Annotated in this window: 24 protein-coding genes; 7 read left to right on the forward strand and 17 right to left on the reverse strand. The window is 42.6% G+C overall.

The genetic code is table 11. From position 1 onward, the window contains the following. Nucleotides 1-144: 144 nt before the first annotated feature. Entirely contained in the window at nt 145-492 is a 348-nt protein-coding gene (locus FTU12_RS02405; protein WP_180113667.1) for a Spx/MgsR family RNA polymerase-binding regulatory protein, read from the forward strand. Between the two features lie 104 nt (nt 493-596). Here the strand turns inward: FTU12_RS02405 and FTU12_RS02410 are convergent, their stop codons facing one another. Then, nucleotides 597-1,034 carry a DUF2147 domain-containing protein gene (locus tag FTU12_RS02410; RefSeq protein ID WP_180024632.1) on the reverse strand — a complete coding sequence of 146 codons (438 nt, stop codon included), beginning with the start codon at nt 1,032-1,034 and terminating at the stop codon, nt 597-599. 155 nt (nt 1,035-1,189) lie between these two features. Here FTU12_RS02410 and FTU12_RS02415 point away from each other — a divergent pair, with 155 nt between their 5' ends. Beyond that, complete coding sequence (locus FTU12_RS02415; RefSeq protein WP_180113668.1) at nt 1,190-2,101, forward strand: alpha/beta hydrolase; 912 nt, start codon at nt 1,190-1,192, stop codon at nt 2,099-2,101. Between the two features lie 73 nt (nt 2,102-2,174). Here the strand turns inward: FTU12_RS02415 and FTU12_RS02420 are convergent, their stop codons facing one another. After that, entirely contained in the window at nt 2,175-2,744 is a 570-nt protein-coding gene (locus FTU12_RS02420) for an FMN-dependent NADH-azoreductase (protein ID WP_180113669.1), read from the reverse strand. 281 nt (nt 2,745-3,025) lie between these two features. Between FTU12_RS02420 and FTU12_RS02425 the strand changes: the two genes are divergently transcribed. Beyond that, the gene (locus FTU12_RS02425) at nt 3,026-4,192 is read left to right on the forward strand and encodes a GGDEF domain-containing protein (protein WP_257227274.1); all 1,167 of its coding nucleotides are present in this window, start codon (nt 3,026-3,028) and stop codon (nt 4,190-4,192) included. Between the two features lie 34 nt (nt 4,193-4,226). Here the strand turns inward: FTU12_RS02425 and FTU12_RS02430 are convergent, their stop codons facing one another. From FTU12_RS02430 to FTU12_RS02450, 5 genes are all read right to left on the reverse strand, one after another. Then, nucleotides 4,227-4,895 carry a glutathione S-transferase family protein gene (locus FTU12_RS02430; RefSeq protein WP_180113671.1) on the reverse strand — a complete coding sequence of 223 codons (669 nt, stop codon included), beginning with the start codon at nt 4,893-4,895 and terminating at the stop codon, nt 4,227-4,229. A 2-nt stretch (nt 4,896-4,897) separates the two neighbouring features. Next, entirely contained in the window at nt 4,898-6,694 is a 1,797-nt protein-coding gene (gene dsbD / locus FTU12_RS02435) for a protein-disulfide reductase DsbD (RefSeq protein ID WP_180113672.1), read from the reverse strand. A 53-nt stretch (nt 6,695-6,747) separates the two neighbouring features. Continuing rightward, the gene (locus FTU12_RS02440) at nt 6,748-7,518 is read right to left on the reverse strand and encodes a transporter (protein WP_180113673.1); all 771 of its coding nucleotides are present in this window, start codon (nt 7,516-7,518) and stop codon (nt 6,748-6,750) included. Between the two features lie 14 nt (nt 7,519-7,532). Next, the gene (locus FTU12_RS02445) at nt 7,533-8,075 is read right to left on the reverse strand and encodes an ankyrin repeat domain-containing protein (protein WP_078190592.1); all 543 of its coding nucleotides are present in this window, start codon (nt 8,073-8,075) and stop codon (nt 7,533-7,535) included. A gap of 129 nt (nt 8,076-8,204) precedes the next feature. Continuing rightward, nucleotides 8,205-8,570, reverse strand: coding sequence for an HPF/RaiA family ribosome-associated protein (locus tag FTU12_RS02450; protein ID WP_078190593.1), 366 nt, complete (start codon nt 8,568-8,570; stop codon nt 8,205-8,207). Between the two features lie 494 nt (nt 8,571-9,064). On the opposite strand from FTU12_RS02450, the gene FTU12_RS02455 reads away from it, so the two are divergent. Further along, nucleotides 9,065-9,826 (forward strand): outer membrane protein OmpK, encoded by a 762-nt coding sequence (locus FTU12_RS02455; RefSeq protein ID WP_168379688.1) that lies wholly within the window; start codon nt 9,065-9,067, stop codon nt 9,824-9,826. Nucleotides 9,827-9,927: 101 nt separating this feature from the next. Next, nucleotides 9,928-10,428 (forward strand): GNAT family N-acetyltransferase, encoded by a 501-nt coding sequence (locus FTU12_RS02460; RefSeq protein ID WP_180113674.1) that lies wholly within the window; start codon nt 9,928-9,930, stop codon nt 10,426-10,428. A gap of 17 nt (nt 10,429-10,445) precedes the next feature. Here the strand turns inward: FTU12_RS02460 and FTU12_RS02465 are convergent, their stop codons facing one another. The 8 genes from FTU12_RS02465 to FTU12_RS02500 all read right to left on the reverse strand — a co-directional run bounded on the left by FTU12_RS02465 (nt 10,446) and on the right by FTU12_RS02500 (nt 19,946). Further along, nucleotides 10,446-10,928, reverse strand: coding sequence for a DUF1877 family protein (locus FTU12_RS02465; RefSeq protein ID WP_168379686.1), 483 nt, complete (start codon nt 10,926-10,928; stop codon nt 10,446-10,448). A gap of 353 nt (nt 10,929-11,281) precedes the next feature. Then, nucleotides 11,282-11,980 (reverse strand): urea ABC transporter ATP-binding subunit UrtE, encoded by a 699-nt coding sequence (gene urtE, locus FTU12_RS02470; RefSeq protein ID WP_180073351.1) that lies wholly within the window; start codon nt 11,978-11,980, stop codon nt 11,282-11,284. Nucleotides 11,981-11,990: 10 nt separating this feature from the next. After that, nucleotides 11,991-12,812, reverse strand: coding sequence for an urea ABC transporter ATP-binding protein UrtD (gene urtD / locus FTU12_RS02475; protein ID WP_180113675.1), 822 nt, complete (start codon nt 12,810-12,812; stop codon nt 11,991-11,993). Next, complete coding sequence (gene urtC, locus FTU12_RS02480; protein WP_180049715.1) at nt 12,809-13,882, reverse strand: urea ABC transporter permease subunit UrtC; 1,074 nt, start codon at nt 13,880-13,882, stop codon at nt 12,809-12,811. Before urtC ends, urtD begins: the two co-directional genes overlap by 4 nt. Nucleotides 13,883-13,886: 4 nt before the next feature. Further along, on the reverse strand, nt 13,887-15,521 hold the full coding sequence (gene urtB, locus FTU12_RS02485; RefSeq protein WP_180066484.1) for an urea ABC transporter permease subunit UrtB: 1,635 nt from the start codon (nt 15,519-15,521) through the stop codon (nt 13,887-13,889). Between the two features lie 95 nt (nt 15,522-15,616). After that, the gene (urtA, locus tag FTU12_RS02490; RefSeq protein WP_180004371.1) at nt 15,617-16,903 is read right to left on the reverse strand and encodes an urea ABC transporter substrate-binding protein; all 1,287 of its coding nucleotides are present in this window, start codon (nt 16,901-16,903) and stop codon (nt 15,617-15,619) included. 374 nt (nt 16,904-17,277) lie between these two features. Then, nucleotides 17,278-19,158, reverse strand: coding sequence for a DNA topoisomerase IV subunit B (gene parE, locus FTU12_RS02495; protein ID WP_180008637.1), 1,881 nt, complete (start codon nt 19,156-19,158; stop codon nt 17,278-17,280). 188 nt (nt 19,159-19,346) lie between these two features. Beyond that, nucleotides 19,347-19,946, reverse strand: coding sequence for a YqiA/YcfP family alpha/beta fold hydrolase (locus FTU12_RS02500; protein ID WP_180008667.1), 600 nt, complete (start codon nt 19,944-19,946; stop codon nt 19,347-19,349). 243 nt (nt 19,947-20,189) lie between these two features. Between FTU12_RS02500 and FTU12_RS02505 the strand changes: the two genes are divergently transcribed. After that, the gene (locus tag FTU12_RS02505) at nt 20,190-21,521 is read left to right on the forward strand and encodes an alpha/beta hydrolase (RefSeq protein ID WP_180025879.1); all 1,332 of its coding nucleotides are present in this window, start codon (nt 20,190-20,192) and stop codon (nt 21,519-21,521) included. Between the two features lie 69 nt (nt 21,522-21,590). On the opposite strand, the gene FTU12_RS02510 is transcribed toward FTU12_RS02505, so the two are convergent. Together FTU12_RS02510 and gshA are read right to left on the reverse strand one after the other, a co-directional pair. Further along, entirely contained in the window at nt 21,591-22,118 is a 528-nt protein-coding gene (locus FTU12_RS02510) for a disulfide bond formation protein B (RefSeq protein ID WP_078190602.1), read from the reverse strand. A gap of 21 nt (nt 22,119-22,139) precedes the next feature. Beyond that, nucleotides 22,140-23,717 carry a glutamate--cysteine ligase gene (gshA, locus tag FTU12_RS02515; protein ID WP_180066492.1) on the reverse strand — a complete coding sequence of 526 codons (1,578 nt, stop codon included), beginning with the start codon at nt 23,715-23,717 and terminating at the stop codon, nt 22,140-22,142. A gap of 210 nt (nt 23,718-23,927) precedes the next feature. Here gshA and FTU12_RS02520 point away from each other — a divergent pair, with 210 nt between their 5' ends. After that, nucleotides 23,928-24,467 (forward strand): DUF924 family protein, encoded by a 540-nt coding sequence (locus FTU12_RS02520; protein ID WP_180066494.1) that lies wholly within the window; start codon nt 23,928-23,930, stop codon nt 24,465-24,467. The last annotated feature ends 47 nt before the right edge of the window (nt 24,468-24,514 follow it).

Here is a 24,514-nt window from a genome sequence, read left to right on the forward strand (position 1 = left end):
TTACAGCATGCGACTTGTACAGCAAAACATTTATTTCTTAATCCACATCACGATCGGGCTTTGAGCATTGATGAATTAGCCTGTAGGATAATGCTGAATTGTATTTTTTATCTTATTGTTTTGAATAATTGAGGACACCTGTTCATGCTTAAAATTTATGGCATCAAAAACTGCAATACCATGAAAAAAGCTTTCGACTTGCTCAACGAATTAGGCCTAAGCTACGAATTTCATGACTATAAAAAACAAGCGATTGATGCTGAAACCGTAAAAAAATGGCTCGATGCCAAAGGTGCTGATGTGATTCTCAACAAAAAAGGCACCACATGGAAAAAACTCAGTGAAGAAGAGCAACAAGCAGCCTTAGCCAGTGAAGAAAATTTGATTCAGTGTTTAACAGCGCATAGCAGCATGATTAAACGTCCTGTACTCGATACAGGTAGCGATTTATTGGTTGGCTTTGATGAAAGCGCTTACCGTGCATTGAAATAAATTTTTTTATCACACTCATGCACGGCTCTAGTTCAATTGTGGCTGAAAATAGGCTATAAAAAAGCCTGACATTGTCAGGCTTTTTTTGTTTGAATCATGTCAAATTAGTTGGCGCGAATCCATGTTTGGTTACGACCTAAAGCAGCAACGCCAATAAAGCCGCGAAGCTCTAGTTTTTTGCCACCATCAGCCAATTGACCTTTTAACTTGTAAGTTTTACCTGATTGAGGATCCAAAATTGAACCGTTTTCATAGCTTGTACCACCAACATTTTTAAGACCGGTCACAATTCGCAAGCCTTTTAATGATTTGTTGTGATATGGGCCTTCACATTTTTTACATGCATTCTCTTCACCTGGTGTCAAAACTGACTGAATGCTCGCAGAAAGCGTACCATTTTTTTGCTCGGTGAATTTTACAATCGCTTTTGGCTGCTTGGTTTTATCATCAATGGTTTTCCAAGTTGTACCATTTAGCGGGTCTGCAGCATTTGCAAATGCGGCTAAACTCATCAATCCTAATGCTAGTGCAATTTTTTTCATTTTTGTTTATTTCCCTGGTCTGATATAGACGACATTAGTATCCAAAAGTCACAACAATTTATCAATTTTTGTATGTGACCGTTTAGTGTAACCTTGTAATTTGTGTTGGTAAATATGCTCACACGATTCCAAAAATAGAAAAAGATGGAAAGACAATGAAGATATCACCACTGACGAAACAACTGATTACAGAAAGCATTTTAAAAACCACAATCCGTGGGCCGAGCCAGTTCAATTTACCGCCCAATACTTTACGTTTTGCTTTGGAACAAATTTGTCGTGCATTTCCCCAAAACCCGGATGTACAAATTCGCCCTATTCGCTTAGCCGGCTTAAAAGCCGAAGAAATCAAACCTCAACAGGCATCGACCCAATTAATTTTTCATATTCATGGGGGCGCATTTTTCTTGGGTTCGATGAACACACATCGGGCGTTTCTGACTCAAGTTGCTGCGCGCACGCAAATGCAAGTGTTACATTTGGATTATCCTTTATCCCCAGAAGCACAGTTTCCTGAAGCACTCGATGCCCTTTTTGATGTGTATGCGGTGTTATTAGATCAAGGGGTTCAAGCCAAAGATATTATTTTGTCAGGCGACTCTTGTGGTGCAAACTTGGCGCTTGCCTTAGCTCTTAAAATTCAACAGGAACAACTTCCACAAGTCAGTGGTTTGGTGTTGATGTCACCGTTTTTAGACCTGACGTTGAGTAGTGAGTCCCTACGCTATAACCTCAAGCATGATGTGCTGTTAAGCATAGAAGCCCTCGAAACAGGCATTGATTATTATGTACCACGCTCGGTCGATCGAGCTGATCCATTGGTCTCGCCTTTTTTTGCCGAACTCAAAGGACTGCCTCCGATTCATATTCAAGTGGGTTCTAAAGAAATTTTATTGGATGATGCGCAGCGCTTTAAAGTCAAAGCAGAAAATGCCGGCCTAGATGTCGAATTTAAGCTGTACACTGGCATGTGGCATAACTTCCAAATGTTTAGCCCATGGTTTGAAGAAGGACAGCGTGCGCTGAGTGATTTAGCTGATTTTGCACACCGACTGGATCAGGACTAATCCCTGAAAACTGATCAAAGCCACCATAAAAAAAGGTCAGCAGATGCTGACCTAAGAGGGAAATGTCAATCTATTAAATGGCTTGAATTTGAGTCTGAGCTGTCGCCATTGCTTGTGCTTTCATGTCAGGTCCCATATTGACACCTTCGGCACGAATCACATCAATATCGCTAACACCTGTAAAATTAAATACGGCTTTTAATAAACCTTCTTGATAATCTACAGGGCTGTTATCGCCATACACGCCGCCACGACTGCTGGCAATATAGACTTTTTTATCACCTGCCAAGCCCACTGGACCTTGTTCTGTATATTTAAAGGTACGACCAGCAACACTGATACGGTCAATCCATGCTTTCAAAGTTGATGGCAAACCGAAGTTATACATAGCAGCACCAACCACAACCACATCGGCATCTAAATACTGTTGCAACAACTGCTCGCCTAAAGCCGATTGTTCTGCATTTTGACCCATCAAAATTTCACTGCTGAGATGTGGAATCTGCTGTACAGCTAAATCGAGATGTTGAACCTGTGCCGCATCACCATGTTTTTGCTGTAGCTGTTGTACAATTTCAGCGCTGAGTTGACGTGAAACTGAAGCGTCGCCCATGATGCTTGAATCAATATGCAGAATTTTCATGACTAAAACCTAAAGCTGTTGTTATTAACTTGAGCCTAGTGTAATCACTTTTCATAAATAGAATAATCCCGATCCTTATGACACTATGTTTTATTTTTAGAACAATCATTTTGAACTCGCAAAAAATTTAAAATTACTGAGCGGTTCTTGACCGTTATCAAGTGTAAATTTTCATGCTAATGTAAGCCTATAAAATGATATCTATATAAACTTTAAGAAAAAAACTGATAACTCGAACAGGGCAATGACACAGGATGACGGTGAAATCAAGCATACGTGACATGATCCTCCGCAATAGAATCGCCCAGTATTTACTGGAAGATGAAGTGGTGATGAATTGGAGTATCCTGAAAAAGTGTATGCTCATGCTGATGCTTGGCTCAGCCATTCATCTGCTTTGGATCATCTGGAAATTTTATGTTTATGTCACGCCAGAACTTTGGCAGTGGGTTAACCTTGAGCTCATCCACTCTCAATTGTGGACCAACATCGTCTTTTTTTGCTTGATGGTCCTGCTGATTTGGCCTTGCTATGCTGGAAAAGATAATCCCAAGATTCAGCTAATTTTACCTTATCTTTCGGTCGGCTTATTCGTCATTTCTTTATGTCGTGATGGTTATTTAATTGGCGTCATGAGTCCAGCCACTATGATCTCCTACGTGAGCCTTGTGACCGTTGGATTGGTACTATTTACACGAAAAATCGTCTATAGCATGCTGATCCCAGCCACGATTTTTTTATCTATTTGCATGTATTTAAGCATCCGCGGCATTATCCCCTATGCCCCGATTTTTCAACCTCATGCCTATGGCTATCAAAATAGTTTTTGGCTCTTCTCAATGATCTTTTTCATTGTTCCTATTTTATTAACCTGTTTGGCTTTATTTGAAATCTTACTCAGCCAATGGCGTCATCGAGAGCATCTGATTCAAAAACTCAGTCAAGTCGACCCACTGACCAATTTATTTAATCGACGCAGTATCAATCAATGTCTGGAACAGCTCGATAGTGCTAAAACAGATACATATGCACTGGTCTTGTTGGACTTAGACCATTTTAAACGCATCAATGATGAATACGGACACGATAAAGGCGATGAAACCTTGATTCTCGTCAGCCAAGTATTAAACCAACATTTACGCGGTAGTGATGTGGTTGGACGTTTTGGCGGGGAAGAGTTTATTTTGGTGTTAAAAAATTCTAACTTGGAACAAGCAATATTCATTGCAGAGCGCTGTCGAAAAGCCATCGAACAGCTTGAAATTTGGGGACATGACGGTCAGTCGATTCATGTGACAGCCAGTTTTGGTATTGCGATTTCTACGCCAGAATTGGTACCGCAACAATTGCTGACCCATGCAGATCAGGCGCTATATGCAGCCAAAGCTGGTGGCCGTAATATGGTGATGGCCTACACCGAACAACAAAGATTTAGCCATTTGGTTTAAAACTTTTTTACAACTCAGACGTGGCGTTGAGCTTTTAACGTGAATACTGTTCCATACGACGGACTGGCTGTTCCAGTTGAGCAGCCGTGATCCATGCCACCACAGAAGGATGCTGCAAAATCTTTTGCATATAACGCTGTGTGTTGTCACTCACAGGTAGCTGGAAGGTCTGGAAACGTGTCACCACGGGTGCAAAAAATGCATCGGCAATACTAAATTCACCGCATAGAAAGCCATCCACCGCAGGACGACTCGACCAAATCTGCTCGATTCGAGTCACTTCAGCACGCAATTCGGCATGCTCAGACCATAATCTCTGACCATGACGACCATAATCCGCCTGCAGATTCATACTACATAAGCTACGCAATTGCATAAAACTACTGTGCATTTCCGCGCAAATACTCCGTGCCCATGCGCGTTGCGCGGGATCTTTAGGCCACAACGGGAGTTCTTGAAACTGCTCTGCCAAATATTCACAAATCGCCAATGAGTCCCAAATCATCACACCGTCATGTTGCAGCAGGGGCACCTTGCCATTGGCATGTAGGGCTAACATTTGCTGCTTGAACGCTCCGCCATCTGCTTCTTCAGAAAAAGGAATCAAGATCTCTTGAAAGGGTAAATTAAACGCATGTAACACCAACCACGGTCGCATAGACCACGTCGAATAGTTTTTATTGGCAATATATAATTGCATCATTTTTATTCTCCACGCGATTTAAATTTTTCCAATTGCGCTAGCAATTCTTTCTCGCTAAAAGCGCCCGTCAAGCGTAGTCCACGTATCTCTTGATGCGCTGTATCTAAAAATAAATAGGTCGGTGGCCCTAAAATATCCCATTGATTAAGCAGTACTTGATGGGTTGCATCATACTGACTCAAATCCAACTTAATTAAATAATACGGTGCCAAAGCCTGTTGCACTACTGTCGATTTTAAAACTTTATGTTCAATCGGCTGGCAGGCCACACACCAATCGGCATAGACATCAATAATTGCGGATTGACCTTGAGGAATTTCACTTAATAAACGTTGAAACTCTTCCGCTGTATGTGCCACATGCCAAGCACTTTGTTGTTGATTTTCTTCGACTAAAAAACGTTGGCTATGTTGATATTGACTGTACACAATATAAGGTACGGCGGCACAGAACACCAAGATATACAGCCATTTGAGCTGAGTACTGCGCCATAAAATGCGCCAAAGCACATAAGCGCTAAACACCAGACCCAGAGCAAGGGATAACCACTGTAACCAAGCTTCACTGATCAATGGTCGAATAAAATACAAAGCCAATGCCAACATAATGAAAGCAAAGAGCACCTTGATTTGATTCATCCACAAACCCGCTTTAGGCAATACCCGTGAGCCAAGGACACTGGCCAACAATAGCGGGGTCCCCATGCCAAAGCCGAGGGTGAATAACAATAACGCACCTTGCCACTGACTTTGGGTTTGGGAAATAAATAATAATGCGCCTGCCAACGGTGCTGTCATACAAGGACCGACCAGCAATGCTGAAATCATCCCCATGACCCCAGCACCAACTAAACTGCCACCCTTTTGCATCGACTGAGCTTGGTCTAAGCGATTGACCCAACTGCGTGGCAATTTAAGTTCAAATAAACCAAATAAGTTCAGGGCAAAAACCACAAAGAGCACGCTAAAGGCAATTAAAGTCGAAGGCTGTTGCAACCAACGCTGGAAATTCAAACCTGCAGACGACGCCACCAAGCCAAGAATGGCATACACCATCGCCATACTGGTGACAAAAGTCAGTGCAATCATCCATGCTTTTAAACCTCGGCTGTCGCGGACAATCAGTGAGGTTAAAATCGGCAGCATTGGCAATGAACAAGGGGTAAAAGCCAGCAAAAAACCCAGGCCAAAAAACAGCAAAAGTCCATAAAATATAGAGCTTTGCGCTAATTTTTCAGACCACATTTGGTCGCTTGCGGTATAGCGTTCAGAAGCCAGTGCAGCATTATCTGCCCGCTGCTGATCTAAACGATTCGCCATAGGCTGTTCGGCAGTATTTTCTGCTGCAAAGTCGAGTAAACGTTTGCTTGGAGTGGCTAGATTTTGCTGTGTGACCAAGCCAGAAGCATCCGTTTCAAAGCTGATGCTCTGTGGCGGATAACACACCCGATCCTTGGCACAGCCTTGCCAACTGACTTGATAGGTCTGCAGTTTTTGAGTCGGAATTTTAAAACTCAACTGTTGGTAATACACCTGCGTATGACCATAGTTATCGTCTTTTAAATCCTCAGCAGCAGGCAAATCTAAAGGCAAAACTTGATTGCCCTGCTTCACCTCTATTTTATGCTGATACAGATAATAATGCGCTGGAATATCCCAACTCAGCTCCGCCTGATCTGCACGATCGGAGACGACCGAGAAAGGAAAAGCATCTTCAGCTGAAAGTAATGCATCCTGAGCAGAGACGCCCATACTGAACGACAGCACAGCCGCTGCCGCAACATAAGTCCATTGTTTCATTCAGCTGAATTCATCCTCAGTCTGTATTTATACGTTTTAAAATTTAGGGTTTTTTAGAACAGGTAAGATACGCCCAAACCTGACTGATAATTTTTATGACCGCCAGTAAGTTCTAGACCGACGCTCGCATCCAACTGCATACGATCCGAAACGGCATACGTCAAACCTGATGCTAATGACACTTCCTGATCGGTACTTTCTGCTTTGCGATAAACCAGCTCAGAAAAACCCGATAAATTACCCGCTATTTGATATTCCAATCCAGGAATAGCACTCACAGCCCAATCACCATCTTGAACTTCGTAACGCATGGTCATTGAAGTCCCAATTGTATCGCTATAATCATAAGCCACGGCTGACGTCAGACTATAAATATCGTCCTCAGCACTAAAGCCTTGATTGCCTGTTGCAATAATGGCTTCTGCAAGAATGGCCATCAATAATTTCTCATCATTCAAATCAATGGCTTTTTTCAGGCCAATGCTGACATCACCCAAACCATCTTCTTCAACTGAGCGACCCGCAACTTTGGTTTTAGACCATGCAGGACCTTGCCAACCCAATTGCAATTCCAAATCTTTTGCCAAACCAGTACGGAATAACATGTCTGCATTTAAAGTGGTGTTTTTTACTTTTTCACCATTTTCATCACGACTTTCACTATAGCTCGCTGCTGGCAAACTTTGTTCCCACGCCAAACGACCTACAGGGGTAATGCCTGTGCCCATACCCGCGCCCGGACGGTCAAATGAAAAATCCGCCGCAAATGCAGACAGGCTCAAACTGGATAATGTTGCAATGCTTAAAACTTTAAATACAGTCATGTTTTTACTCACAATTATGCTAATTCTTTGGTCATTTTTGCGCCATGGCTACGCAAAAGCTCCAAGGTTTGTTTTTCTTCTTCCAATGCTTCTGACCAATTTACCGCGTCAAAATCACAGTCAAAAAATAATTCGCTAATCGACGACAAAATGGTTAAACCATCGCTATCAATCATATTTGGATTCACTTTTTCATCCAATAAGCGCTGTACCGCAGGGACACATGCTGCACTCGCGGCGTCCCATAATGGACCATAAATTTCTTCAGCATCCCATAAATGCACATTGGCTTTGGCTTGAATCAGCGCTTCCAAGATTTGCATATGTACGTCTAAATGTTGTGTTTTCTGTTCAGCTGTTAAGGGTTGACCTGCTTCATACGCTTCGCAAACCATTTCCCACCATTTAAACAAACCATCAGACCATACAGAAACCGCAGGTCCTTTTTCAAAGTCGATAAAATTTGGATTAAGACCATCTGCCAACAGGCGTTGCACCTGTGCAAGATCTTGTTCTTCTAACGCTTGCACAAAAAGCTGTTGTTGCGCTGTTAACATCGGGAAAGCTCACTTCAATTTATTTTGATCTATTATGCCGAATAAAGCTGCGTTTGTTTGAATTTCATGTAAAACAAAATACAAAACACACAAAAAAAGCCCCGCAGGGCTTTTTTTAAATTTTGAGACTTATTCGTCGTCTACGCTGTCATCCGCTTCAGCAAAAGCAGGTTGCGTACTGCGTGGGTTCTCTTTCTTTTCGAACACATGTTCAAGACTACGTTTAAGTCGATCAATTGCACCGTGAATAGCTGTATCTACATTATGACCACGATGGTTGACCACGACAGGTTTCAAACCTGCTGGACGTGCTTCAATCATACATTTGATGTCGTCGCTGCCGCCCTTGTCCCCATTTTCATCACTTAAATGCACCGAAAAGTGGGTAATGCGTTCACTATGGCGCTGAAATTCTTCATTAAGTTCTGCACGAACGTATGTAATTAGTCGATCACTGTTTATAATGTTTTTATCTGTACGGATTTCAATGTTCATAATATCATCCTCATATCTATCTGTATTAGCTATAAAAATTTGTGCAAAACTTATTATCTTGGCACGTTACATTTGCTGTAAATGTTACAGCAATGACCATCTTCAACTTTGTATGGAACGTCGTCCTCCACATTGAATGATGAACACTTTAGAGTCTGCAGATCCGTGTCCTTATACTTCGAATATCGGTCTTAAGTTAGAATTTTGCAAGTGCTATTTTGATATTTTTTTAATATCCATAAAAAAGTAAGACTTTATTGTAGATTTGCATTGTTTTAATTGATTTGGGTCATATTTTTGTGCATTTCCTCGACGCCCACCTTCTATTTGCACAATTCCATTCAAACTCAAAATCTCGCTTTTACCGTCATCGATCATTCACAGCGTATTTCCCCTTCAAATTACAAAACAATTTTGCCGTTGAGTAAAATTTGGCTTTATTTTTGCTTAATAATCTGTATGCTTTCAGTGCTTCTCGGGGGAGATATTTTTTAATGAAACTTACACAAATCGTTGCATCATGTGCATTAGCATCTGCTGCTGCTTTCACTCAAGCTTCACCTATCGTATGGCAAGATTTCAGCTTAACTGGCCTATATGGTGAAAATTATGTTGTGCCTTTTGATGGTGACAACAATGAACAGAAAACGATCACAGCTGAATATGCCGCTAAACTGAAATATTCAGATGTATTCTTCTTCGTTGACCAAGCTTGGGACAAAGATGATGAAGCATCGACTTACCTTGAGCTTGCACCGCGCCTTAGCTTAGGCGAAGTTTCTGGTAAAGACCTTTCTATGGGGCCGATCAAAGACGTTCTGATTGCAACGACTTGGGAACATAATGCCGGCTACGACAAAAATTCTGAGTTTAATAACTTCTTGTATGGTATTGGCTTTGCTTTAGACATTCCATATACACAGTATGCAAACATCAACTTCTATAAAGCCGATAATGATTCTAAATCAGCCGGTACTAAAGATGATTATCAAATGACGATCACTTATGCTGTGCCATTTAAAATTGGCTCTGAAGATTTTCTAGTAGATGCTTTCCTTGACTGGTCAACAGCTGAAAAAGGGGCGCAAGCTAGTGAATTAAACTGGACAAGCCAATATAAATGGAATATAGGTAAGCATATCTCTCCTAAGACTAAGCTCTACGTAGGTGTTGAACACTCGGTTTGGAACAACAAATATGGCCTGAAAGGTCAGGACCAAAACGATGTCAGCGCTTTGGTGAAATACCACTTCTAAGTTCGACTCAGAACGCTATGAAGAAAAAAGCAAGGTTCATCACCTTGCTTTTTTTATGCCTAAGTTTTTAAATTGACTTTATTTTTATCAGAAATTTGCGCATGTCTTTTCTCATTCGACCTGCAACTCCACAAGACTTAGCGGCCATTCTCGCAATCTATAATCATGAAGTTCTCAACGGCTTTGCGACATGGAATGATCAAGCTTACACTCTTGACTCTTTTCAACAGAAATTGCTGGATTTCCAAAAGCAAAATTTTCCTTTTGTGGTGATTGAAGATCAGGATCAACAGCAAATCGCCGGTTATGCTGACTATGGTTCTTTCCGCCATTTTGCTGGCTATCGACATACTGTTGAGCATTCTGTCTATATTGACCCAAACTATGCTCGACTAGGTCTCGGTCAGCAATTATTAGAGCACCTAATTCAGCATGCAAAAAGCCAAAGTATGCATGTCATGATCGCTGGCATTGATCACGGCAATAGCGCCTCGATTGCCCTGCACAAAAAATTAGGCTTTAAGCAAACAGGTTATATGCCCGAAGTGGGACAAAAGTTTGGTGAATGGCGTGATCTGGTCCTGATGCAACTTCAGTTATAGCCCGTATTGAGCTGTGTTTATGGTAATTTATCCAAACGAATACCATCTTGTATCACACTCAGCACCGATAAATTATGACGCACCGCATCACGATAAAGATCTTGTAACTGTAAAAAAAGTAGTTTTAATTCGGCCAATTTAAGCTCTTGCTCAGGTGCGGTTTCTGCAATCGTGACCAAATAACGTTTTTTGATTTCATCCACGCTTAACTGTTGTAATGCCTGATGGATTTCTGCAACGCGAACTACAGTATTGTAATGCACTGCAAGGCTCAGTCCCGGTCGTCGCTCTGACAAAGGATGTTCTGCCTGAATGGCATAACTCAGTGCCGCAACTGAATCACTGTTCACGCTTAATAATGGATTCAACTCTTGCCACGCTTCCCCTAAAAAAAAGGAGTGTTGTACAAAAGGTGAATCCAAGACATCTTGAGGGGTTTCTGCTTCTAAAATCAGAGTTTCCAAATCATTCGGTGGGATCAAATATAATATCGCGTCCATATTCTTATCTTCTTGTTATGTCGTACATTTAGATTAATGTAATCCACACAAAAATAAAGCAGATATTTTGTATATTCGACTGCAGTTGATCGAATACTGATGGATGCCCATTCGCCCTTTACCAAAGTTTCAGTACTGCACTTAGCATCACTGAAGCACGACATGCTGAAGCTTCAAATGACGATACTGAGAACAACTTAAGCTTATGGTTTAAAACAAAAAAAATTTATGCCACTCGTTTTTTTGATGCCATTTCCATGACCAGCAACGATTTTTTGAGCGTAGTAAATTGAATGAAAAGAGTAACGAGCTTGATTGATACAAGCCCGCCACACATCGCAGTCAACTAAATATTAAATCGCCACCAATTCCCGAATGCCTTTTTCAGGCATTTCACTACCGACACCTTGTGCAATCACTTGCCCCCGCGCCATCACGGTATATTCATCTGCCAGTTCTTCTGCAAAATCATAAAACTGTTCAACCAAAACAATCGCCATTTCTCCGCCAGCGGCTAACTGACGAATCACACGGCCAATGTCTTTAATAATCGACGGCTGAATGCCTTCGGTCGGTTCATCTAAAATCAATACCCGTGGTTCGGAAGCGAGCGCACGGGCAATCGCCAATTGTTGCTGCTGACCTCCAGATAAATCTCCACCTCGACGATGTTTCATTTCATCCAATACGGGGAAAATCTCATAGAGATGTTCTGGCACTTTTCGGGTTTTAGCGCCTTTAAATTTTGCCATCCCAATCAAAATATTTTCTTCAACGGTCAAGGTTGAAAAAATGTCCCGTCCTTGCGGTACATAAGCCAAGCCTTCACGTACACGTTGCTCTGGACTCAGTTTAGAAATGTCTTTGCCATCCAGTAAGATCTGCCCAGACTTGATCGGTAAAATGCCCATTAAACATTTTAAGAGGGTGGTTTTACCCACACCATTTCGCCCGAGCACCACTGAACATGCCCCCACGGGAGCGGCAAATGTCACATCTCTTAAAATATGACTGCCACCATAAAACTGATTGACGTCTTTGACTTCTAACATGGTCTGCTCCTTAACGTCCGAGATATTTTTCAATGACATCTTCATTGGCTTGGACTTCGGCCAATGTACCCTCTGCCAAAATCGCACCTTGCGCCAACACGGTGACTTTTTCACTGATGGTGTCAATAAAGCTCATGTCATGTTCAACCACAACAAGGGTATGGTTCTTTTTCAACTCTAAACACAGCTCTGCGGTACGCTCTGTTTCAGCATCGGTCATTCCTGCTACAGGTTCATCCAGCAAAATCAATTTTGGACGCTGCATTAGTAGCATGCCTATTTCTAACCACTGCTTTTGACCATGTGACAACAGCCCTGCCGGTTTATAGATCAATTCTTCTAAGCGGATTTGTGCTAAAGATTCGTCCAAGGCGTTTTGCGCATCTGGATCGAGTTTGCTGAAAAAACTCTTTTTCACCCGTTTATCTTTAGGTGCAGCCAATAACAGATTTTCCATCACGGTAAAATTTTCAAATACGGTTGGCTTTTGAAACTTACGACCGATTCCGGCTTCTGCTATTTGCTCCGTGCTCATTTTTGCCAAATCATAGGTTTGCCCAAAAAAAGCCGAACCTTCTGTTGGGCGAGTTTTACCCGTAATCACATCCATCAGCGTGGTTTTGCCTGCACCATTGGGACCAATGATGCAGCGCAGCTCACCTTCTTTGATATATAACGACAAATCATTTAATGCGCGGAAAGAATCAAACCAAACGCTGACTTTTTCTAAATACAGGGCAATTCCGTGACTGAAGTCCGCACCCTGCTCTTTCGGTCGTCCATAACCTTCTGCGGCATGACCGCCATGCGGTTGAACCCATTGATCATTCATTCGCTGCGCTCCTTTTTAAACCGCTCTAATAGCCCAATCAAACCTTTTGGCAGGAATATCGTTACCACAATAAACAGCGCACCTAAAATCAATAACCATGCCTCTGGATAAGCCACCGTAAAATAGGTCTTCACCCCATTGATTAAACCTGCACCCAAAATTGGGCCAATCAGCGTACCGCGTCCCCCTGCAGCCACCCACACCGCCATTTCAATCGAATTGACAGGGTTCATTTCACTCGGGTTAATAATGCCGACTTGAGGGACATACAAAGCACCAGCAATCCCTGCGATCACTGCTGACAACACCCATGCAGAGAGCTTGTACCATAAGGTGCGGTAACCTAAATATTGCAAACGGTTTTCACTGTCACGAATTGCACCAAGTACACGACCATAGGGTTTATTCATCAGGTGGCGTAAACCGACAAAACAGACCAGCAAAGTCAGTGCAGTGAGGAAACACAAGGTTGCGCGCATTGGTGCAGAGGTAATATCTAGACCTAAGATGGTTTTAAAACCGGTAAAGCCGTTGTTACCGCCAAAGCCGGTTTCATTGCGAAAAAATAGTAGCGCAGCGGCAAAGGTCATGGCTTGGGTAATAATTGAAAAATACACGCCTTTAATTTTGGAGCGGAAGGCAAAGAAGCCAAAAATGAAGGCAATCAGTCCTGGGACCAAAACCACCAAAGCCAATGCCCACACGATATGTTCAGTACCCATCCAGTACCACGGTAGCTCGGTCCAACTCAAAAAGCGCATAAAGTCGGGTAAGCCATCGCCTGCTGCTTCACGCATGAGATACATGCCGAAGGCATAGCCGCCCAAGGCAAAGTACAGACCATGCCCCAAACTTAAAATGCCGGCATAGCCCCAAACCAAATCTAAGGCCAATGCCACCAAGGCGAGACACATAATCTTGCCAATGAGCGTGACCCAATACGCTGATAAATGCAGTGCTGAATCGGCTGGCAATACATGTAACCAAGGCAAAATCAGCAAAATGGCAAAGCACACGGCAATCGCCATACCGCTATAGGGTTTATCCGATAATAACGAAGTGATTTTCATGCGCTTACTCCACAAAACGGCCTTTGATGGCAAACAAACCTTGTGGACGTTTTTGAATAAACAAAATCACAAGAACCAGTAGAATAATTTTCGCTAAGACCGCACCCATGCCGATTTCCAGCACAGTGCCACTGACACCTAGACCTAAGGCAGCCAGTACTGCGCCCCATACTTGGCCAACACCACCCACCACAACCACCAAGAACGCATCAATAATATAGTTTTGTCCTAAATCAGGACCGACATTGCCGACTTGTGCTAAGGCACAACCTGCCAGACCTGCAAGCCCTGAACCTAAGCCAAAAGCCATCATGTCAATGCGGCTAGAACGGATACCTACGGCCTGTGCCATTTGACGGTTTTGCGTCACGGCACGAACAAATAAACCAAAGCGGGTTTTATTCAGCAAGTAAACCAGTAACAACAGTACCGCAACGGTAAAGCCAATAATGGCAATACGGTTATAAGGCAGCATCAGGCTTGGTGTCACAGCAATGCCCCCTGACAGCCATGAAATATTCGACACCTCAACGTTCTGCGCACCAAAAACCATGCGCACCACTTGCATTAAAATTAAGCTCACACCAAAGGTGGCTAATAGTGTTTCCAATTGACGGCCATACAAGGGACGAATAACAGTACGTTCAATCAACATGCCGATCAAAGCACTTACAATAAATGCAGCAGGAATCGCGGCAATCAAGTACCAATCGACATAGCTACTGAGATAACTCTTAAACAGGCTTTGCACCACATAAGTGGTATAGGCCCCGATCATGATCAGTTCACCATGCGCCATGTTAATCACGCCTAGCAGACCATACGTAATGGCTAAGCCCAACGCCGCCAGTAGTAAAATACTGGCCGTGCTGAGACCTGAAAAGACATGTCCAGTCCATTCACTGGCCTGAATACGAGTTTTAATATTGCTCTTGGCTTCTGTCAGTGCGGCTTTTAACTCAGGATGCAGGTTGGCTTGTTGTAATTCCTGTTCCACCATCGCCAACACATCGGGACGGTTAGAATCTTGCAGCACTTTGGCCGCCTGTATTTTTTGTAAAACATCAGGGTTTTGATAATCCAAGCGTGCTTTGAGCTGCGCTAAACGGGCTTTAACTTTGTTATTTTTTTCATTTAAATACAATTGATTAATATTTTTAACATCCAACTCAGCCAAGTTATTTTCTAAAATATCGATCGCATCTAAACGTTGGTTTAAATCATCCGATTGCAGCTTTTCTTTCGCTTGCGCAAACGTTAAGGCTTTACGAAGGGTATTCACCAAGGTGACTTGAGATAAATCGGCAGGCCAATCCGTCACGGTTTGCAAATCAGGATAGCTCAATAATTTTTCGTCAGTTTCTAAAATATAGGTTTGACCACTTTGACCACTATATAACTGGTCTTTTTCGACCAATGCGGCCAACTGATCTAAGGATTCAATATCGCCCGGCCATTGATTCAGTAAACTGCGGCGCTCGGTAAAACTACCGCGAACAAATTGCTGAATGGCGTCACCTTGCTGCACAGATTGCACCGTAGGCACGACATTCGCTGCAGTTTCTGCATGCACGATTTGCAGACAGAATAATTGGCTCAGGAATAGAAACAGGATCGGGAAATTGCGTAATTTTTTCATCTTATAAGCATCCCTATTGAGTGATAGAACAACCCCATCTAGGGATCACATCAAAACATGCCCACTACACAATGGCAGTAGGCATTTGGATTGAATTATTTCGGGATGTACGGGCTCCATGGCTCTGCAGCAATGGTTTTTGCGGTTTTGTGCACCACATCAAACTGACCATCGGCACGGATCTGACCAATCATGACTGGTTTATGCAAATGATGGTTCGACGCATCCATTTGCAAGGTATAGCCCGATGGCGCTTTAAATTCTTGGCCGGCCATAGCCTCACGCACTTTATCGACATCTGTGCTTCCTGCTTTTTCTACCGCTTGTTTCCACATATTAATACCGACATAGGTAGCTTCCATCGGGTCATTGGTCACAAATTTATCGGCATTTGGCAGTTTGTACTCCACGGCATACTGCTTCATTTTATTGGTGAATTCAGTATTCACTGGATTTTTCACCGACATGAAGTAGTTCCACGATGCCAAGTGTCCAACCAGCGGTTTGGTGTCGATACCGCGTAACTCCTCTTCACCTACAGAGAACGCCATCACTGGAATATCCGCAGCTTTGATGCCTTGGTTACCCAATTCACGATAGAACGGCACATTTGAATCGCCGTTAATGGTCGAGATCACAGCCGTCTTTTTCCCTGCCGCAAACTTCTTCACATTGCCCACAATGGTTTGATAGTTGCTATGACCAAATGGGGTATATTCTTCCATGATGTCTGCATCGGCAATGCCTTTCGACTTCAAAAATGCACGTAAGATTTTGTTGGTGGTACGTGGGTAAACATAGTCTGTGCCCAATAGTACAAAGCGTTCTGCCTTACCACCCTCTTCACTCATCAGATATTCAACAGCAGGAATCGCTTGCTGATTCGGTGCTGCACCTGTGTAGAAAATATTTTTAGACTGTTCCTGACCTTCATACTGAACAGGGTAGAACAATAAGCCATTTAATTCTTCAACCACGGGTAAAACCGACTTACGAGATACCGACGTCCAGCAACCAAAAATCACGGCTACTTTGTCTTGGGTAATCAACTGACGGGTTTTTTCCGCAAATAGTGGCCAGTCCGATGCCGGATCCACCACCACAGGTTCTAGTTTTTTGCCCAATACCCCGCCATTGGCATTAATTTCATTAATCGCCATCAAGGCCGTATCTTTTAGAGAAGTTTCTGAGATCGCCATCGTGCCTGACAGCGAATGTAAGATCCCGACTTTAATAGTATCGCCACTTGCTGCAGCGGCTTTTGGTTCTGATGTAGCGCTTTCTGTTTTTTCTTCTGCAGGTTTTGAACAGCCCGTTAAAGCAATCGCCCCAGTCATCGTTGCCGCTAAAATACTTTTAGCAAATACATTGCGTTGAAACATTATTCACACTCCCAACCTAAGCTTGTAATTCACATTTTTAAAATGCATTTGTTGTCTTTCATCACAACAGAGCAATTCAATAACTGTGCCAAGCCTTATTTTTTATTTTGATTGAGTGCTTTTATTTATTTTTAAATGTTATTTTTCACATAGTTACAATCATAAAATTTGCTTTTAATTTTTTATGGGTCAATTCAAAAATCGTAAAATCACCGCAAAGATGCATACAAACTTGTATCCAACATTTGACCTATAATTGAACAATTTTGCGACGTTTTTCAAAAAACACGGTGTTTTGGCACACAAATCATGCAGCTTTTCCTAAATTTGAAGCAAAAAAAAACCACTTGCGTGGTTTTTTCCTTGTTGCAATTTTAAACCGCTAAATCGGCCAAATTACCCTTCTGTTCCAACCAATATTTACGGTCTGAAGAGCGCTTCTTCGCCAATAATTTGTCGAGTAAACCTGAAGTAAACTGTACGTCATCCAAGTCTAGTTGCACCAAACGACGTGTATCGGGATCCATAGTCGTTTCACGCAGCTGACTCGCGTTCATCTCGCCCAATCCTTTAAATCGAGTGATTTGAGGATTTTTGGTTTTACATTTCTTTAAGATGCTTTCTAGTTCATCTTCATCCAAGGCATAGTGCACATCTTTATTGTCATCGATACGGAACAGCGGTGGCATCGCCACAAACAGGTGTCCTTCCTCAACCAAAGTATGGAAATGTTTGACGAACAATGCGCAGAGTAACGTTGCAATGTGCAAACCATCCGAGTCAGCATCGGCCAAGATACAAATCTTGCCATAACGGAGTTCTGACAAGTCATCACTGCCCGGATCTACACCAATCGCAATCGCAATATCATGTACTTCTTGCGATGCTAAGACTTCATCAGAAGACACTTCCCAAGTATTTAAAATCTTACCGCGGATCGGCATGATCGCTTGGAAGTTCTTATCACGTGCTTGCTTGGCAGAACCGCCTGCAGAATCCCCTTCCACAATAAACAGTTCTGATTCTTCGAGGGTATGCCCCACACAGTCAGCCAATTTACCTGGTAAAGCTGGACCTGAAACGATCTTTTTACGTTCAACTTTTTTCGCAGCTTTTAAACGGCGACCGGCTTTGGCAATCACCATTTCAGCCAGTTGCATGGCTATATCGGAGTTTTGATTCAGCCACAGTGCAAAAGCATCTTTGGCAATATTTAATACCACACCAGAGGCTTCACGACTTGAAAGTCGTTCTTTGGTTTGACCCGAAAATTGTGGCTCTTGGAATTTCAAAGACAGAATAAAGTTGACGCCATCCCACACATCTTCGGCAGACAGCTTCATATTCCGTGGCAATAAATTCCGTAATTCACAGAATTCACGAATCGCATCTGTCACACCCGAACGTAAGCCGTTGACATGGGTACCGCCCTGCGCGGTCGGGATGAGGTTCACATAGGACTCTTGAATGGACTCACCGCCTTCCACATTCCAACAAATTGCAAACTCAGCACTGGCACGCTCTGCCTCACCAGTCGCCACAAATGCAGGGGCAGGAACGATGTCACGGTCTTGCAGTTCATCCATCAAATAGTCAACCAGACCATTTTCAAACTGCCATTCAATTTTTTCGTTATTGATTTGATCGACATAAATGATTTGTAGACCGGCTGCCAATACTGCTTTGGCTTTTAAATTATGTTTAAGCGCTTTTAAGGCAAATTTAGGTGAGTCAAAATATTTCGCTTCAGGCCAAAAATGCACGGTTGTTCCTGTCGCACGTTTGGCACATTTACCTTCCAAAACTTCCAGTGGCGCAACCGGCTCACCATGCTCAAAAGCCATTTTATACAGGTTGCCATGACGTTGAACTTCTACCTCAACACGGTTGGACAATGCATTGACGACAGAAATCCCCACACCATGCAAACCACCTGAAAATTGATAATTGTCTGTGCTGAATTTACCGCCGGCATGCAGCTTGGTCAGAATGATTTCAATCCCGCTTTGACCATATTCAGGATGGATGTCAACCGGCATCCCACGACCATTATCTTCAACTGACAATGAGCCATCTTTATACACTGTCACGGTAATTTTATTGGCATGTCCTGCAAGCGCTTCATCGACGGCGTTATCTATCACTTCCTGCGCCAAATGGTTTGGTCGTGTAGTGTCTGTATACATCCCCGGACGACGACGTACCGGATCTAGGCCAGATAAAACTTCAAGTGATTGAGCCGTATATTGCGTCACGTTGCAAAATTCCCTGCTTTTTTGGTTAAAACATTTCTTCAAGCGCTACAGTATATGCTTTTTTATTAAAATGCATATCTCTTGCGATCAGCCACCATTTTCTTAAACAATTTAAACGTCAAATGATGTCATAACTGCCCATTTTTTGTATGTTGGATCTAGCAGGTCAGCATTTGTATTGGATCATTTTATTTAGGCATATTTTTGACAGCATCGGACAAAAACTGCAAGAGCATCGGTATTTTTTCTGCAAAATCATCCATGCCATGTGTTCCTCCCACCTCCGTAATCAGCATAGCCATACCGGCTTGAGCCGCACTATAAAAACCAGTGGCATCTCGATAATCCAAGGTTTCATCGCCTTGTTGGAGCAAGACCAACAGTTGATCTGCGTTCTCAACCTTAGATACCGCCAAAGCCTGCATTTGATTGAGCTGTGCATCATCCAAGCACCACGTTTCAGTCACCTGATAGGGCAATGCCGTCTCGCCAAATAAATCACGAAATAATTGCCATGGATAGACCGCAGGATTGATGAGCACTGCAGGAATATGATGCCGTGCCATCAACTGCGTCGCATAAAAACCACCTAAACTGCTGCCCACCAAAACCACATCATCCAAACCTTCAATCAGCTCTGACATCTGCTGCATCACCTGTAGCGGTGGCATATTCAAATCTGGCAAATGCACATGCAGACCATTTAAGTCTGCGCAATAGCGCCGCAATATCTGTCCTTTCACTGAATTTGAGTTACTTTGAAAACCATGCAAATACACAATATTCATCATTTTGATTCCAAATTGATCTTTAAATTGCTTTAAAAGTGGCATATAAGTGCTAACTGCGTCACATTTTCTAAATTTGAATTTTTAGTAAAATTGTCAGACAAAAGGCATTCACCGACAGGTCTGTTATCGGTATTGTAAAAGCTGTTCGTGAGAATTTTATAAAATAAACAATGAAACTTCAGGCTATTCCAGTAATAAATACAATCGAGGAATAGCATTGAATGTAAGGATAGGAACATTATGCCTAGCTTAACACCATTGCATGAAACCTATTGTAAATGGGACCGCACGCCACCCAGTCAAGCAGATGTGCTGGAAGGTTTGGCACAACTCGTGACAATGCGTTTTAGTGATGTCGTGCATGACTTGATCAAAAACATTCAACGTGAAATTTTAATCAGTATTTTTGGAATGAGCGAACAAGGCTCGAAAGCCTTTCATAAGCAGCCAACCATTGCACGGATTTACGAATTTTCTTACAACACCTTTTTCAATTATGGCAATTATTTACTCGCACCAACGCTGCGTAGCATTATTGAAAAATTCCCACGCTTACACGACAAACCGCTCACTCCGTCTTTACATTTTCTAGTGGGCGCGCTGAATGGGGTCTTGGGCGACTATTTACTGAAATATCACAACCCGATGGCCTTACCCATGGTGGTTTACGACCATTATGGTGCGGTACAAAAAGGCGAATTAACCGGTCGTATTACCCTGTTGATTCATGGGCTGTGCATGAATCATCTGTCATGGTCGACAGCCAAATATGGCGGCATTGGTGAAAAATTACTGTCACAACGTGACCATAACACCATGCTGTATTTAAATTACAATACGGGTCGTCGTATCTCGACCAATGGTCGCAGCCTAGCCAATACATTAGAAGATTTGGTCCGTCGCAACCCCGGCATTACCAGTATCGACTTAATTGGTCATAGTATGGGGGGCTTAGTCTCCCGTAGTGCCATTTTTTATGGCAAACAAAATATGTATCAATGGATTCATCAAGTCGAAAATCTAGTCTGCTTGGGCTCACCACATCATGGTGCTGTGCTTGAACGTGTCGGATTTCATCTGCAAGATCAATTGGGGCGTTTCCCCTTGGTCAAAATCGTGGGGCACGTGGTGAATATTCGTAGTAACGGCATTTTAGATTTGCGCTATGGCAGCGTGCGTGATGACGATTGGGAACATAATGATGTCCGCATTGGGCTCATGGATGACAACCGTAAACCTGCCCCGATTCCATCACATATCAATACCTACCTCGTGGCAGGGACCATTGAATATGAACATCGTCGCAATAAAACGCGACATGTGATTGGAGATTACTTGGTCAGTGTGAAAAGTGCGTTGGGGGAACATCCAAATGCACGGTATCAACTGAAAGTGCCAGATTCACATAAAGCAATTTTTTATGGCCTGAACCATTTCGAAATTCAGCATCATCCACAAGTGGCCGAGCAAATCGTGCATTGGTTCTATCCAAACAATGACGATAAAGCTTGTGATCATATCTATGAATTTATGATGGACTTGGAAAGTATGGAAGGCATTGCCCTGACCTAAGGTAAACTTCCCCCATGCAGACTCGTATAAAAAAGCCCTCAACTGAGGGCTTTTTTATATATCACTGAATTAGAATTTATCACGTAAACGTGGCACGGGTTTGCTTGGGTATTTACGCAATAACTGCCAAAGACTGAGCAAAGTTAAGACCGCAAAAAACACCAATGACCAAACCGGTAATGATTGTCCCAAGAACGTCCAATCCACTTTGGCACATTCACCAGAGCCGGTTAGTACTTGTTCAAAGACTGATTTTAACGGCAGCGTTTCTACCCAATAATCCAGTCCTGGGCCACAGCTAGGTACTTTGTCTGGCGGTAAGTTTTGCAGCCAAATATGACGCGCAGCCACCCCAGCAGACCAAAGAATTGATAGTGTCCCCAACAATGCGTAAATGCGTTTACCCCAATTCGATGCTGGATTGTGAATCAACGCAATCAATGAAATGATGCCGAGTCCAATCAAACCAATACGTTGGAATACGCATAATGGACAAGGTTCTAAGCCTTGTACATGTTCTAAAAACAGCGCAAAAGACATACCGATCACGCTGGCTAAAAACAACAAACCACTCACGAAGCGGAAACTCCATTTCATGGTAAATCCTCTTAAAATTTTTTATCTAAAGTTTTTCAAATATTCTTCAAAACTCAAGGTGCAGTCTTGCTCAAGTTGAGCCTGTTTTTCTAAAGACTGCTCAGCAGCTTGTGCAAAATATGCTGCAGTTTCAGGGCTCAAAACATGCTGCTCATACACTTCAGCATGTTGTAAGGCCATAAAGCTACCAAAGCCCCAAGTTCCACCTTGTTCTAAAGTATCGCTAATCATACGTGCCGACAATGTTTCATCGACTTCATCGATGCGTGATTGCATCACAGCCATTGCCTGAGTGTAAATATCTGTATTGTAAGAATCATCCAGCAATTCAGCCAACGGTTGCATCGCAGCAACATGTGTACGACACCATGTTTCAATTGGAATCGCTTGGCCTTGCTGTAAAATCACTGCGTTTGGCGCACGGCCACGGTTTACTACTTCAGCCTGATTTTTCTCAATTTCATTTTGTTCGGCATCTAACAATGCTGGGCTGTCTTGCAATAAACAGTATAAAGCCACCACTTCGAGCAAGCCTGCCGTGTCTTCATTGATCCCAATCGGGCTATAAGGATTGACGTCTACTGCGCGTAATTCTACATAACCCACACCACGATTTTGCAGGGCTTCAGATGGTGTTTCACCATCCTGTGGCACTTGTTTCGGACGAACCAAACTGTAGTATTCATTTTCAATTTGCAACACGTGGTCATTAATTTGAATCGGTTCACCCTGTTCATCATTTAAACCTAAATGACTAAATGCGGCATACGGGGTATGCACCGCTTTTTGCAAACCTTCCAAATATGCCTGAATGTCGTTGTAGTGAATCCCTAACTGTTTTTGTGCCGAATTTTGATAACCAAAATTTCCCATACGCAGCGCCGTTGCATAGGGTAAAAATAGCGTGCCTTTTAAGAGCGGTAACAGCTGATGTTCACGTCCAGTCATAAAACATTTACACACCGATGGGCTCGCCCCAACCAAAAACATCACCAATGGCGTTAAACGAATAAAATTACGGATCAGGCCGAAATAACGATGACTGCGATAATCTTGTAAGCTCAATGCTTTGAGAGCATCGTCAGTTTCGTGTTGTTGTAGTGCTTCAAAGAAATGATCTGGGAAGGATAAATTATAATGCACCCCTGAAATGGTCTGCATCCGGCGACCATAGCGCACCCCTAAACCACGACGGTACAAGGTTTTAAAACGTCCTATATTCGAGCTGCCATATTGCGCTAAACGAATACTGTCTTCATCTTTATCCAACATGCATGGCATCGACAATGGCCAAAGTTTTTCACCATGTTCCAAATGCGTATGTGCAACAGCATGTATATCTTGCAGATAGTTCAACGCCTCTGTAATGGTTTCTTTTGGCGGCGTGATAAATTCCATTAAAGCTTCAGAATAGTCTGTCGTAATATGCGGATGAGTCAAAGCCGCACCCAAAGCTTGGGGATGGTCGGCCTGAGACAAGAAACCGTTGCTTTGCATACGCAAGCTTTCACGCTCAATACCGCGCAATATTCCTTTAATCAGCGAAGAATCTACCCAAGTCGGTAAAATGTCTTGAGAGGTCGATTCGGGTTGACTCATTGCTATCTCGCTTAAATGGAAGAAACTACTAAAATAAAATCATCAGTTTATATCAGTATAACGCGATTTGAAGTGGGCAAATGACCCACTGTATAGTTTTGAGACAAACCGTGATTTTATTTTGGCAATTTTTTATCACAAACTTACTCTATATGACATTTGAAATTTGTGATTTTATAAACAAATATATGCTAATAATGCTTAAAACTTATGAATTATCAAGATATTCTCGAATTTTGGTTTAACCCAGAAAATCAGCCCAATTGGTTCGCTAAAAGCAATAATTTTGATGTTTTAATCGAAAAAAAGTTTAAAGACATCCATCTTGCAGCCAGTCAAGCAGAACTATGGCAATGGCGTACGACTGCTAAAGGTCGTTTGGCTGAAATTATTGTTTTAGATCAATTTTCTAGAAATTTATTCCGTGATTCTGGCTTGGCTTTTGCCCAAGATGCACTGGCTTTGGCGCTTGCACAAGAAGCCATCGCGCAGGGTTTAGATCTACAATTAAGCCCTGAACAGCGCTCATTTTTATATATGCCCTTTATGCATAGCGAATCGACAAAAATCCATCAAAGCGCGTTAAAATTATTTGAGCAACTGGGCAATCCGATCAACTTAGAATTTGAAAAAAAGCATAAAGTGATTATCGATCGATTTGGACGTTACCCGCATCGCAATGCGGTATTGGGCAGAACATCTACAGCAGAGGAATTGGAATTTTTAACCCAACCCAATTCTAGCTTTTAATTGACGGCTTTTGGCCAGTATCTCCCCCTTGCCATGAACCGACTGAA

It is taken from the genome of Acinetobacter sp. YH12063 (assembly GCF_013419715.1).
In the GTDB taxonomy this organism is placed as follows: domain Bacteria; phylum Pseudomonadota; class Gammaproteobacteria; order Pseudomonadales; family Moraxellaceae; genus Acinetobacter; species Acinetobacter amyesii.